This is a genomic window from Halomonas sp. GFAJ-1, from assembly GCF_000236625.2.
In the GTDB taxonomy this organism is placed as follows: domain Bacteria; phylum Pseudomonadota; class Gammaproteobacteria; order Pseudomonadales; family Halomonadaceae; genus Vreelandella.
Genome location: NZ_AHBC01000010.1, coordinates 1 through 12,768 on the forward strand (window position 1 = coordinate 1; position 12,768 = coordinate 12,768).

Sequence of the window (12,768 nt, forward strand, 5' to 3'; positions counted from 1 at the left end):
GGCGATTGACCGTGACGTAAACGCCGCGATCACTATTCGCCAGCAAGGCATTTTAAAATTAAAGGCGGAAGGGCTGTCCGTCTCTGCCCATCGAGGCCTGTGTAAGACCGGTCACGCACCGGCTGCGGCCTAAGACGTGGGAAGCCTCACCCATGGTTGCGTAGCGACGTAGGGTGGGGAGCAGTCACTGTGTCCGCGCCCGGTAGCGTACTGACCAAAGCCGTTCTAACGAGAGCTATCGCGGTTTTTGCTAACCGGCTTTTACGAGTCGGTATTGTGAATCGCTGTTGCTAGCAAGATTCAGCGAGCAAGCAGGCGGCCCAGCTCTGGGTCGCTGAACGCGCGGTTCAAACCATCGCTTAGCAGGTCATTTAACATACGCGTATTAGCGTCTTCACCGGGTTTGATGGCATAGCCCTGGGTGCGACGAGACGTATAAGTGCCGGTATAGGTGGAGCCTTTATTTTCGGCGATGGCCCGGAATACCCCTTCAATGCGTGCTTCATCCACCAGCGGCTGGCCGCTATCGCCGCGGGCGTAGTTTAGGCTGGCAAGCTCGAGCTTCAGCGTCGGGCGTCCTTGTGCGGCTTCACGGGTTGGGTTGAACCCCATATCGCGTACAGCGCGTTCGGCTTCTGCCTGCAAACGCGGTATCAGCTCATGGCTATTGACGGTAATTTGCGCGGTGGACATCGTGCCACCCGAGCGAGTGCCAATAACCTCACTGCTTCGCGCATCGGCCGCAATAACGGTCACCTGCTGTCCGGAGCCCGTTTGCGGCACGTTAGTACTGCGTTCGGGGCTAAGCTGAAGATATTGAGGGCTGGCACAGCCTGCTAGTAAAACACCGGCCAGTAGTGCCCCAGAAAAGCGTAAAAAGTGGCGCCGACGCATAGGATTCTCCGCAGTCACCGTGATAAATAGTTATCGCCCGTTAGGGCGTGAAGCCACAATATGCAAAAAAAGCTTGGCCGACAACACGTTGGCGCATCTTTAAACGCAAAACTACGCCAGTATAACGGTTTATGCCGCCCGCGTTTGCTTCTCAGACGTGGGTACGTCCTCTTTAAATCGATGCCACTGGCGGGGGTGGGCAAACAGACGTTGCCCGCGACGCATCTCTAGCCGCTCGAAATCCGCATGGCGCACGGTGGCAAGCCACGGTTTAGCCAGCCAGTCGGCTTCCAGTTCAACACGCACTTCTGCCCCCACCGGGGAAATAGCAGTAACTGTCACCGGCAAGTGGCTCCCTGAACTAGGCTGCTCCGAAAGGCGTACCTCATGGGGGCGCAGCAGCAGCTCTTCATCGCCATCGGGTAGGTCAACGTTTAAGTGGGCGTCGCCGCAGGTAAGTACGCCTTCGCGCACACGGCCTTCTAGGTGGTTTACATCGCCCAGAAACTCAAACACAAAGCGGTTTTTCGGTGAGCGATAGAGCGAGTCCGGCGTGTCAATCTGCTCGATGCGGCCGTTGCTCATCACCACAACGCGGTCGGATAGCTCTAATGCTTCTTCTTGGTCGTGGGTGACAAACACGCTGGTGAAGTTTAACTCTTCGTGGAGGCGGCGTAGCCAGCGGCGCAGATCCTGGCGTACTTTGGCATCCAGCGCCCCAAACGGTTCGTCCAGTAGCAGCACATCCGGCTCAACGGCCAGGGCGCGAGCCAGCGATACGCGCTGTTGCTGGCCGCCTGAGAGTTGAGCGGGCAGGCGGTTAGCCAAATTTTGCAGCTGAACCATTTCCAAGAGTCTAAACACCCGCGCACGAATTTCACCGCTAGAAGGGCGCCGCTTTCTAGGCATGACGGTTAAGCCAAACGCCACGTTGTCGTACACGCTCATATGGCGAAATAGCGCGTAGTGCTGGAAGACAAAGCCAATCCGGCGGTCGCGCACGTGGACATGGGTCACATCGCGATCACCAAAGATGATTTTACCCGGCGTAGGCGAGCGATCCGCACTCTCAAGCCCGGCAATAATGCGCAGCAGAGTAGTTTTTCCTGAACCAGAGGGGCCGAGCAAGCCTACCAGCTCACCTTCGTGGATATCGAGGTTGATGGGCTCCAGTGCCTGGGTATTGGCAAAGTGCTTGGCAATATTCTCTAAGCGAATACTCATAAGAAAGCCTCCCGGCGCGATGCGCGCCATTCCAGGCCTGCCTTGGCCGCAAGGGTTAACAGGGCAATAAGGGCCAGCAGTGCGGCGCTGGCAAACGCGCCCACCGTGTTGTAATCCTGATAAAGCTGCTCTAGATGCAGCGGCAATGTGTTGGTTTTCCCACGAATAGCCCCTGCGACCACTGATACGGCACCAAATTCACCCACCGCTCGGGCGTTGGTGAGAATGATCCCGTACAGCAGCGCCCAGCGAATGTTGGGGAGCGTGACACGCCGGAAGGTGGTCCAGCCGCCAGCACCGAGGGTCACCGCAGCTTCTTCTTCTCTCGAACCTTGGGCCTGCATCAGCGGAATAAGCTCGCGCGCAACGAAGGGGCAGGTAACGAAAATTGTCACCATGAGGATGCCGGGCCAGGCAAACATCAGCTGGATGTCATAGGTATCTAACCAGCTACCAATCCAACCATTACGCCCATAGAGCAGCAGATAAATAAGCCCGGCGACCACTGGTGAAACGGCAAACGGAATATCAATCAGCGTTTGTAATATGCGCCGACCAGGAAAGCTAAAGCGGGTTACCAGCCACGCAAGGGCCACACCAAATACCAGGCACACAGGAATCGTCAGTAGCGCGATTACCAGTGTTAAGCCGATGGCGTGCAAGGTGAATGTATTGCTTACGTTGGCCCAAAACACCATCACGCCCTGGGAGAATGCTTGGGCAAAAATAGCCACCAGCGGCAGCAGCAAAAAAAGTGCGGCGAGAAACAGCGCCGCGCCAATTAATAGGCGCCGCACAGAGGGCGCATCACCAATTCTGCGCATTAGCCTTTTTCTCCATGCAAGCGGCGCACGAAGCGGCCTTGCCAAATGTTGATCGCCAGCAGCAGGGCAAGCGATACCATCAGTACCACCGAGGCAATCGCAGAGGCACCGGCGTAGTCATACTCTTGTAGCTTGACGAAAATCATCAGCGCGGTAATTTCCGTTTCGTAGGGCATATTACCGGCGATAAAGATAATCGCCCCGAACTCGCCCAGCGAGCGTACAAAGGCAAGCCCGGTGCCGGTGACCAGCGCAGGCCAAAGGTGCGGCATGATCACCCGGCGAAACGCTACGCCGTCGGTTGCACCCAGGGACATAGCGGCTTCGTCCACCTCGGCAGGCAGGTCTTCAAGCACTGGCTGAACAGTGCGCACCACAAAAGGAATGCTGGTAAACGCCATAGCCAGGGCGATACCTACCCAGGTATAGGCTACTTGAAAGCCTAATGGCTCTAGTAGTTGGCCCATCCAGCCACTGCCCGCATATAACGTAGCAAGGGTGATACCCGCCACGGCCGTGGGCAGCGCAAAGGGTAAATCCATTAAGGCGTCTAATAGACGCTTACCGGGGAACTCATAGCGCACCAGTACCCAGGCCAGCAGTAGGCCAAATACCGCGTTAACCAGTGCGGCTACGGCGGCCGCGCCGATGGTAACCATGTAGCTGGCCACCACGCGGCCTTCGGTAATAATCGCCCAATACTCGGCAAGGCTAAGCCCCGCCAACTGGCCAAAAAGGCCCGTGATCGGAAGTAACAGTACCAGCGAGATAAACATCACGCTGATACCCATTGAAAGGCCAAAGCCCGGCAGCACGCGTGTGCTGCCGGGCCGCCATAGTGCAAATTGGCGCATGGGGTACCGTTAACGACGCTGCAGTTGGTCAAGTAGGGCACCACCGGCAAAGTGGTTTTCCATCGCTTCTTCCCAGCTACCGAACACGTCCTCAACTTCAAACAGCTCGGTTTCAGGGAATTGGTCGGCAAATTCTGCCACCACGGTTTCGTTGTGAACCCGATAGTTAAAGCCTGCTAACTGGCGCTGGGCATCTTCGCTGTACAGGTACTCAAGGTAGCTCTGGGCCAGGTCACTATTGCCGTTGCGCTCTGCGTTAGGGCCAACCACTGCGACTGGGAACTCGGCCAAGACGCTGACCGGCGGCACGATAACTTCGTAATCGTCGCTGCCGTATTCGCTACGGATGTTGTTCACTTCCGACTCGAAGCTGATCAGGACATCACCGATACCGCGCTCGATGAAGCTGGTGGTAGCGCCGCGACCGCCGGTATCAAAGACCGCTACGTTGCGCAGGAAGGTGCGCATAAAGTCGTGGATTTGCTCTTCATCGCCATCAAATTCGTTTTCAGCAAAGCCCCAAGCGGCTAAGTAGGTGTAGCGGCCGTTACCGGAGGTTTTAGGGTTAGGGAAGACCATTTGAATATCTTCTTTAACCAAATCATCCCAGCTTTCGATGCCTTTGGGATTGTCTTTGCGTACCAAAAATGCGGTGGTGGAGTAGTAAGGAGAGGCGTTGTTTTCAAACGCTTCCTGCCAATCATCCGCGACTAAACCAGCATCAGCGAGCACTTGAACATCCGTTACCTGGTTAAAGGTGACGACATCTGCACGCAGGCCCTGCAGGATGGCGCGCGCTTGCGCGGAAGAGCCACCGTGGGATTGGTTAATATCAATCTCTTCACCGTGCTCTTCTTGCCACCACGCTTGGAACTCGGGGTTGATAGCGCTGAAAAGTTCACGGGCGATATCGTAGGAGGAGTTCAGTAGCTCGCGTTCTTGAGCCGCCGCCGTGCTGGATAAAGCGGCGCTGGCTACTGTTGCACCCAGGGCAATCGACAGCAGACTGCGGCGGAAAAGGGGGCGTGAAAACGTTGGCAAAGGCATAGCAGGCTCCTTAAATTCGGGGGCGATCTTGTCGCAATGGCACTAAGGTTATACCTGTGATTGTGGAATTACAATTGTGTTTTATATTCTTTTTAAGAATATGAGTGTATGGCTTCGTGCAGCCTGCCCGTTCAGCAAGATGGGGCTTCGTGGATGGCTCTGGTAAGATGTGCGCCTACTTCCCCTGGTAACCAAGGAACGCATTATGTCCGCTGCGCACGATTTTCTGATTGCCCCTTCGATTCTCTCCGCTAATTTTGCGCGGCTTGGCGAGGAGGTTGATAACGTGTTGGCCGCCGGTGCTGATATTGTTCACTTCGACGTGATGGACAACCACTACGTGCCCAACCTGACCATTGGCCCCATGGTGTGCAAAGCGCTGCGGCAGCACGGCGTTACTGCGCCCATTGATGTACATCTAATGGTGAAGCCGGTTGACCGTATGATTGGCGACTTTATCGAGGCCGGGGCGAACTACATCACGTTTCACCCAGAGGCTTCCGAGCATATCGACCGGTCGCTGCAACTGATCCGTGACGGCGGTTGCAAAGCGGGGCTGGTGTTTAATCCAGCGACCCCGCTTTCGTACCTTGATTACGTGATGGACAAAATCGACATGGTGCTGCTGATGAGTGTTAACCCAGGGTTCGGTGGCCAGTCGTTTATCCCTGGTACGCTGGATAAGCTGCGCGAAGCGCGGGCACGTATTGATGCGTCTGGTCGCCCGATCCGCCTAGAGATCGACGGCGGCGTAAAAGTAGACAACATTGCCGATATCGCCGCCGCCGGTGCCGATACCTTTGTCGCAGGCTCGGCCATTTTTAATGCCCATCAAGCAAGTGACCCCTACGGTTACGACAGTGTTATTCAGCAGCTGCGTAACGAACTGGCCAAGGTGCCGGGTTAAATGTGCAGGGCTAAAATAGCGGTTTAGTGCAGTTTCATGCGTGGTTTCAGGTAGCGGTTTAGCTTATCGACTAGCCAGGCAAGCCCGGTTTTAGGTGCGCCATGAATAGAGAGCTGGTGCATCCGGTAGAGCGAAGCGTAGGCTTGGCGTGCCAGCCAGCCCTCTAGAAACAGTCCGCGAGAAGCGGAGCTGCGCATCAAGTTGCCTACCGCGTCATAGCGAGCCAGTGACACCAGCGAGCCGTGGTCGCGGTAAATAAACGGTTTCAGCGGCTTGCTCTCCAGCGCATTCACTAGATTTTTAGCCAGCAGCTTGGCTTGCTGGTGGGCTGCCTGGGCGCGGGGCGGCACGGTGCTGTCCTCCCCTTGTGGGCAGCTGGCGCAATCGCCCATGGCAAAGATATGCGGGTCATCAACACTTTGTAGCGTTTGCGCCACCTGGATTTGATTCTTCTTATTAGTCGTTAAGCCAATCTCTGCTAAAAAAGGGGGCGCTTTAATCCCTGCCGCCCACACGTTTAGGTCGGTTTCGATAACGTCCCCATCATCCGTGATTAGCTGGTACTGCTGCGCCTGCTTAATAGTGGTGTTCACATGCACGTGAACTCCCATGCTCTCCAGCTCTTGCTGAACAGTGAGACCAATCCGCTCGGAAAGGGCGGGCAACAGGCGAGGGGCGCCTTCGATCAAATGCACGCTGATATTCTGGTGATCAAGTGCGGTAACGCCGTAGGCGTTGAGCAGGCGCGAGGCGTCTAACAGTTCGGCGGAAAGCTCTACGCCGGTAGCGCCGCCCCCCACGATGCCAATGGTTAATTGGGTATGTTGGCGTAGCGAGGGGTCGGTATAGCGTAAAAAGGTATTAATCATGTGGTGCTGAAACGCCTTGGCTTGCTGGGGCGAGTCCATAAAGTGGCAGTGTTCTGCAACACCTTCGGTGCCAAAATCGTTTGAAACGCTGCCGAGTGCTAGCACGAGATAGTCGTAGGTAAGCTCCCGGGCGGGCAGTACTTCCTCACCGTTTTCATCCAAAATGGGCGACAGGTGAATGACTTTTTTCTCGCGATCAAGACCATCCAATGAGCCGCGCTGGTAGCGGTAATGGTGGGCGGAGGAGTGCCCGCGGTAATCTACCTCATCCATGCTGGAGTTAAGCGCTCCAGTGGCCAGTTCATGTAAAAGCGGCTTCCATACATGGGTGGCGTTGCGATCCAACAGTACGATCTCCGCGCGCTTTTTTTTGCCTAGGGTCTGTCCAAGGCGTGTGGCAAGGGCCAACCCGCCCGCACCGCCGCCAACGATCACAATTCGTGGAATGGCCATTATGCTCTCCTTGCTAATATAGCCTCAGCATAGAACCTTCTAGCCTGCCTTACGATGTGCAAAAACGATAAGATAGTAAAAGAAATGGATATTACGTTGAGTCAGCAGGGCTTCATTGCGCCCTATAGGAGAGCAGCAGCGTGCACACTATTTTGCAAGGAAAGCGGTTAATTGCATTTGATTTAGACGGCACGTTAATTGATTCCGTGCCAGATTTAGCGGTCGCCTTACAGAAAGCGCTGAATGAGGTTGGCCTAGCAGCACCTAGCGAAGAACTCGTGCGCGACTGGGTGGGTAACGGCGCGCCGGTATTGGTGGAACGAGCGCTAACCTGGGCGGTTGAACAGGCGCCAGGGCAAGCCTTGCAGGCCAACGCGTATGACGCGTTTATGCGTCACTACAGTGCAGCCCCCAATGCGCTGACTCAGCTTTATCCAGAGGTGCAGGCGACACTTAATGCCTTGCACCAAAAGGGCTATGCGTTGGTGTTAATCACTAATAAACCCGAACGTTTTATTGCGCCAATCTTAAGCCACTTTGAACTGCTGCCATTGTTTACTCTTTGTCTGGGCGGCGATTCGCTGGCCGAGAAAAAGCCCAGCCCGGCGCCGCTTTTGCACGCTGCACAAGCGCTGGATATTCCCCCTTCAGCCAGCGTGATGGTGGGGGACTCCCGTCACGATATAGCGGCAGGCAAAGCCGCGGGCTTTACCACCGTGGCGTTGCCCTACGGCTATAACCACGGTGAGCCCATAGAACAGAGCCAGCCTGACTTGCTGATTAACTCGTTGCGGGTACTAACAGAGTAATCCGCGTTAGCTATTACGTGTTCGCGGTTTGCTAATAATAGTAGGGCGCTGACTAGTCGGCACGGGCCCCGCCTAAGCCTTCGTGAAGCTGCTCCACGTTGTGGCGCAGCATAGCGGGGTAGTTATAGGCGGGGCTATCGCTTGCCCCCAATGTATCCACATAAAGCGGGCCTTTAAGGCTTACGTTCACCTCCCGGGCGAGGGCGTCCATATGAATACACGGCACTGTGCTTTCATAAAACAGTGCCTGTGGGCGTTTTTCCGCCAAACGCATGCTCATTGACGCCATTGCGTCGGCGCTGCCAAGGGTTTCATGGTTTACGCCCCAAATAGCGGCGTACTCAAACTCATAGGCGCGCGCAAAATAGCTCATGCCTGCCTCACTGGTCACCAACAGGCGATTGGTTTGAGGTATGCCTTGTAGGCGCTCTAATAGTGTTCGATTCAGCTTTGCTAGCGCCTCATGGGCCTCTGTGGCTCTGGTGTTAAAGGCTTCGGTTTTCTCGGGGTAGTGCTCGATTAGGGTTTGCGCGATCACGTCGATATAAGCGGCGGCCCCTTTAGGGTCCATCCACATATGGGGGTCAGGGTTGCCTTTAAACTGCCCTGTTGAAATAGGCAGCGGCTCATAGTCGGCATTTTCGGCAAGGGCGATCAGGGTAAGGCTGTCTCGAGCCATCGCTTCCACGTGGCGCATCCAAGGCTCTAAGCCAAAACCGTTGTAAAACATAATATCTGCTTCTTCAATGGCCAGCACATTGGGGGGTGTTAGCTCCCAGCGGTGGACATCTTTCCCCGTTGGCACAAGGTTGGTAATCGTGATATCGCTGCCCGCTACCCGCTTCACGAGGTCTTCGATCACGCTAAATGAAGTAATTATCTTGAAGGAGTTAGCGCCAAACGCCTGCGGCGCGTTCAGAACGGTTACTAATAAGAGCGTGATTATCCAGGGTGCTCGTTTATCCATGTCACGCTCCTAACCTAACCTATTAAAAAGACAGCAGATAATAAAGATTACCCACAAACGTTGCCAGTAACATTGCATCCAGGCGCTGTTTGGCAGCGTGCCGCATTGCATCAGGCTAACGCCTTGGTTTCGCTAACGTGGGTTAACCTCTATGCTTAAAAACATTGTTGCGCAACACTACGACCCGCCAAGTGGCCGCTCGTTGCAACCGGACGGATTATTAGTTCCATGCCAATAATAAAGGCCTGCTTTTACAGTGACAAAAGGCACCAAGCTGTAAGGTGTTTAAAGCTATTTGATGTCAAAAAGCGCTTGATGCTATTGCATCCTCTTCAGGTCATCACCGAGTGTTTTTAGAAGATTCTCATTTGTTATGAAATAAGGGTTAGCGTACGCGAGATATTGCTAAGCTCTGATAAAAGATAGGTATACATAGCATCTGCAGCAGGAGTGAGGCTTCGTCCAGCGTGTTTTAGTAACCCCATTCGTCGTTCGAGATAGGGGGAGGCTAGTGGGATAAAGCGTAGCCGCTGATGCTCTTCCTGAAACGCCAACCGGGGCAAGGTCGTCACACCTATACCGGCTTCTAGCATGGCAGTGAGCGAAATCATGTTGGAAATATACAGCGTGCTATGGGTTAAAAGTTCCGCGGCTGGCGATCCATCTAGCAGGCGCGAGGTGCCATTGCGGATCAGTGTATAGGGTTTGAGCGCCTGCCAATGCAACGCACTCTGCTGGGCTAGCGGATGGTCATCACGACACACCACGCCGATATCATCGTTCAGTAGCGCATCGAAGCTGAGGGTGTCGTCGGGCAGCCATAGGCTGGTGATGCCAAGTTCAACCTCGCCTTTCAATACCATCTCATTGACCCGCTCGGAGTGGCCGTCCTGCAAGCTGATATCAATACCGGGATAAGCCTTCAGAAATCCAACTAATAATGTGGGCATAAGACGGCTGGCGACCGACGGCACTGCGGCAATATCTACCCGCCCACGCTGGTGATGTGCGATGGCCAGCGCATCGCGACATACTCGGTCGTGATGGGCCACCAATTCGCGAAAGCGTGGTTCACACCAGCGGCCAAAGGGCGTTAACAGCGCCTTGCCGCCACCTTTTTCAAACAGCGGTTGGCCAAGGCGCTCTTCGAGGTCACGTACTGCCATAGAAATGGCTGGCTGACTGCGATGCAACTGCTTGGCGGCGGCGTGAAAGCCACCCGAATCAAGGATAGCGAGTACATAGCGTAAAGGTGCCAGTTTCAGCTCGGGAAGCATGGTCAGTGTTTCATCTCGTTATAGTGGTAAGTTTTGATGGTAAATTTTGGTGGTAAGTTTTATTGATCGTTTTATCTGAATTATTGATTGTCCTTATCTTCCCGCCTTCTCTAGCATGTCGTCAACAGTCCGTTATCAATGTCATAAAAAGAGGTCGCTATGCCATCCCTCCGCGCGCTTTATATCAACGGCCAATGGGTCTACGGCGAAAGCCACATTTCCAACTCCAATCCCTCGGACCTTGCTGATGTGATTGGTGAGTATTCCCAAGCGAGCGCTGACCAAGTTAAAGAGGCAATCAATGCAGCGCGCCTGGGCCAGCGTGAGTGGGCCAAAACCGGGCTGGAGCAGCGCTACGGTATCTTGATGGCGATTGGCGATGAGCTGATGGCGCGCAAGGAAGAGTTGGGCCGTCTGCTGTCTCGCGAAGAAGGCAAACCGCTGGCAGAAGGTATGGGTGAGGTGGCGCGTTCGGCGCAATTCTTCCACTACTATGCTGCTGAAGTGCTACGCCAGCTGGATGAGCGAGTAGACTCCGTGCGCCCTGGCGTTGAAGTCGATACCCGCCGGGAACCAGTGGGCGTGGTGGGCATCATCAGCCCGTGGAACTTCCCGATGGCTACCGCGGTATGGAAGATCGCCCCGGCACTGGCCTTTGGTAACGCTGTAATTTTCAAACCTGCCAACCTGGTGCCTGCCAGCGCCTGGGCCTTGACCGAAATCATCAGTCGCCAGGCCTTGCCCGCGGGTACCTTTAACCTACTGATGGGCAGCGGCGGCAGCGTCGGCGAAGCGCTGATCACCAGTCCTGCGATTAATGCACTGACCTTTACTGGCTCGCTGGAAGTGGGACGCCGTGTTGCCGCTGCTACCGCCGGTAACCTAGTTAAATGCCAGCTGGAAATGGGCTCCAAGAACGCCCTGATCGTCGCTGAAGATGCGAATTTGGATCTAGCGGTGGAAGCAGCCTTCAACGGCGCTTATTCCGGTACCGGACAGAAGTGCACGGCGTCTTCTCGATTGATTGTTCATGAAGCCGTCCACGATGCGTTTGTGGACAAGCTGACCGCGCGGCTAGCGAAAGCTAAAGTCGGGCCAGCGCTGGAAGAGGGCGTGCAGATTGGCCCAGTCGCCGATGCCCGTCAGTTGGAGTCCAACCTGAACTGGATTGAACGTGGCAAAGCTGATGGCGCCAAACTGGTGTTCGGCGGCGAACGGGTAAGTTGTGCCAGCGAAGGCTACTTTATGGCCCCCACGCTGTTTGTTGAGACCTCCAATGAGATGGCCATCAACCGCGAAGAGGTTTTCGGCCCAATAGCCTGTGTGATCAAGGTCGCTGATATGGACGAAGCCATCGCTACCCTAAACGATACTAACTTCGGCCTGACGGCGGGGATTATTACCGACTCCCTGGCGCTGGCGACTCGCTTCAAAGCTGAAGCTGAGACAGGTTGTGTGATGGTCAACCTGGCAACCGCTGGCACTGATTACCATGTACCGTTTGGCGGTCGCAAAGACTCCAGCTTCGGCCCGCGTGAACAAGGGCGCTATGCGCGTGAGTTCTACACCGTGGTCAAAACCTGTTACGTCAAGGCGTAAGGAGCGGGCTATGTCCAAGCAGATGCTGACCGTTGATGGGCTCCAGTACTCCAACTGGTCCCGGGAGATTTTCGAACAGATGCGCGAGGGCGGCGTGGACGCCGTCCACGCCACCCTGGTGTACCACGAGACGCTACGTGAAACCCTGACCCGCATCGGCGAGTGGAACCGCCGGTTTGAAGCCCATAGCGACTTGATCATGCCGGTACATGCGCCGGGCGATATCGAACGCGCCCAGCAGGCGGGCAAGGTAGGCATCTTCTTCGGCGCCCAGAACTGCTCGCCGATTGAAGACGATATCGACATGGTCGCAGTGCTGCGCCAGCTGGGCCTTCTGATCATGCAGCTCACCTATAACAACCAGAGCCTGTTGGCGTGTGGTTGTTATGAGAGCGAGGACAGCGGTATTACTCGCTTTGGTCGCCAGGTGATTCGCGAGATGAACCGGGTCGGCATGGTGATTGATATGTCCCACAGCGGCGAACGCTCGACGCTTGAGGCGATCGAGATTTCCGAGCGCCCGGTGATCATCTCCCACGCTAACCCGAGCTTTTTCCACGACGCCAAGCGCAACAAGTCTGGCAAGGTGCTCAAGGCGATTGCCGAAAATGACGGACTACTGGGCTTTTCGGCCTATCCATTCCATCTCAAAAACGGCCCAGACTGCACCCTGGAAGATTATTGCGACATGATTGCCCGTACGGTGGACATGATGGGTATTGAACACGTCGGCCTGGGGACTGACTTATGCCAGAACCAGCCGACCACAGTGCTGGAATGGATGCGCAACGGCCGCTGGTCAAAAGAGATGGATTACGGTGAAGGTAGTGCCAACAATGCCGGCTGGCCAAAGCCACTGGCTTGGCTGCGCGATAGCCGAGACTTTCCCAACCTGATTGATGGGTTGCTTGCCAAAGGGTTTGGCGAAGACGAGGTTGCTCGCATTATGGGGCGCAACTGGGTCGAATTGCTGGAGCGCACGACAACCCGTGGTGGTGATTGAGCACGCCAGGACGCACTGCCCATCCGCCGTGCGTTGCCCGC

At 55.4% G+C, this 12,768-nt stretch carries 12 protein-coding genes; 4 read left to right on the forward strand and 8 right to left on the reverse strand.

The features are described 5' to 3' along the window. Positions 1-300: 300 nt before the first annotated feature. The 5 genes from MOY_RS03190 to cysP form a co-directional block, all read right to left on the reverse strand. Entirely contained in the window at positions 301-894 is a 594-nt protein-coding gene (locus MOY_RS03190) for a YajG family lipoprotein (protein ID WP_009096445.1), read from the reverse strand. A gap of 129 nt (positions 895-1,023) precedes the next feature. Then, positions 1,024-2,118: a sulfate/molybdate ABC transporter ATP-binding protein gene (locus tag MOY_RS03195; protein WP_009096447.1), complete on the reverse strand. Its 1,095-nt coding sequence runs from the start codon at positions 2,116-2,118 to the stop codon at positions 1,024-1,026. After that, a complete protein-coding gene (cysW, locus tag MOY_RS03200) occupies positions 2,115-2,942 on the reverse strand; it encodes a sulfate ABC transporter permease subunit CysW (RefSeq protein WP_009096449.1) in 828 nt (275 codons plus the stop codon). Before cysW ends, MOY_RS03195 begins: the two co-directional genes overlap by 4 nt. After that, positions 2,942-3,796 carry a sulfate ABC transporter permease subunit CysT gene (gene cysT / locus MOY_RS03205; protein ID WP_009096450.1) on the reverse strand — a complete coding sequence of 285 codons (855 nt, stop codon included), beginning with the start codon at positions 3,794-3,796 and terminating at the stop codon, positions 2,942-2,944. The genes cysW and cysT overlap by 1 nt, the downstream gene beginning before the upstream one ends. Before the next feature lie 9 nt (positions 3,797-3,805). Further along, the gene (gene cysP, locus MOY_RS03210; RefSeq protein WP_009096452.1) at positions 3,806-4,843 is read right to left on the reverse strand and encodes a thiosulfate ABC transporter substrate-binding protein CysP; all 1,038 of its coding nucleotides are present in this window, start codon (positions 4,841-4,843) and stop codon (positions 3,806-3,808) included. A 205-nt stretch (positions 4,844-5,048) separates the two neighbouring features. Between cysP and rpe the strand changes: the two genes are divergently transcribed. Beyond that, positions 5,049-5,750 (forward strand): ribulose-phosphate 3-epimerase, encoded by a 702-nt coding sequence (rpe, locus tag MOY_RS03215; protein WP_009096455.1) that lies wholly within the window; start codon positions 5,049-5,051, stop codon positions 5,748-5,750. 23 nt (positions 5,751-5,773) lie between these two features. Here the strand turns inward: rpe and MOY_RS03220 are convergent, their stop codons facing one another. Next, positions 5,774-7,072, reverse strand: a complete 1,299-nt coding sequence (locus MOY_RS03220) for an NAD(P)/FAD-dependent oxidoreductase (RefSeq protein WP_009096456.1) — start codon at positions 7,070-7,072, stop codon at positions 5,774-5,776. Positions 7,073-7,212: 140 nt separating this feature from the next. Here MOY_RS03220 and MOY_RS03225 point away from each other — a divergent pair, with 140 nt between their 5' ends. Continuing rightward, positions 7,213-7,881, forward strand: coding sequence for a phosphoglycolate phosphatase (locus tag MOY_RS03225; protein WP_009096460.1), 669 nt, complete (start codon positions 7,213-7,215; stop codon positions 7,879-7,881). Between the two features lie 52 nt (positions 7,882-7,933). Here MOY_RS03225 and MOY_RS03230 read toward each other — a convergent pair whose 3' ends face one another. Both MOY_RS03230 and MOY_RS03235 read right to left on the reverse strand, forming a co-directional pair. Further along, positions 7,934-8,848 (reverse strand): metal ABC transporter solute-binding protein, Zn/Mn family, encoded by a 915-nt coding sequence (locus MOY_RS03230; protein ID WP_009096461.1) that lies wholly within the window; start codon positions 8,846-8,848, stop codon positions 7,934-7,936. A 371-nt stretch (positions 8,849-9,219) separates the two neighbouring features. Then, the gene (locus MOY_RS03235; protein ID WP_009096462.1) at positions 9,220-10,125 is read right to left on the reverse strand and encodes a LysR family transcriptional regulator; all 906 of its coding nucleotides are present in this window, start codon (positions 10,123-10,125) and stop codon (positions 9,220-9,222) included. Positions 10,126-10,284: 159 nt separating this feature from the next. On the opposite strand from MOY_RS03235, the gene MOY_RS03240 reads away from it, so the two are divergent. After that, positions 10,285-11,724, forward strand: coding sequence for an aldehyde dehydrogenase family protein (locus MOY_RS03240; RefSeq protein ID WP_009096463.1), 1,440 nt, complete (start codon positions 10,285-10,287; stop codon positions 11,722-11,724). A gap of 10 nt (positions 11,725-11,734) precedes the next feature. Continuing rightward, positions 11,735-12,727, forward strand: coding sequence for a dipeptidase (locus MOY_RS03245; RefSeq protein ID WP_009096464.1), 993 nt, complete (start codon positions 11,735-11,737; stop codon positions 12,725-12,727). The last annotated feature ends 41 nt before the right edge of the window (positions 12,728-12,768 follow it).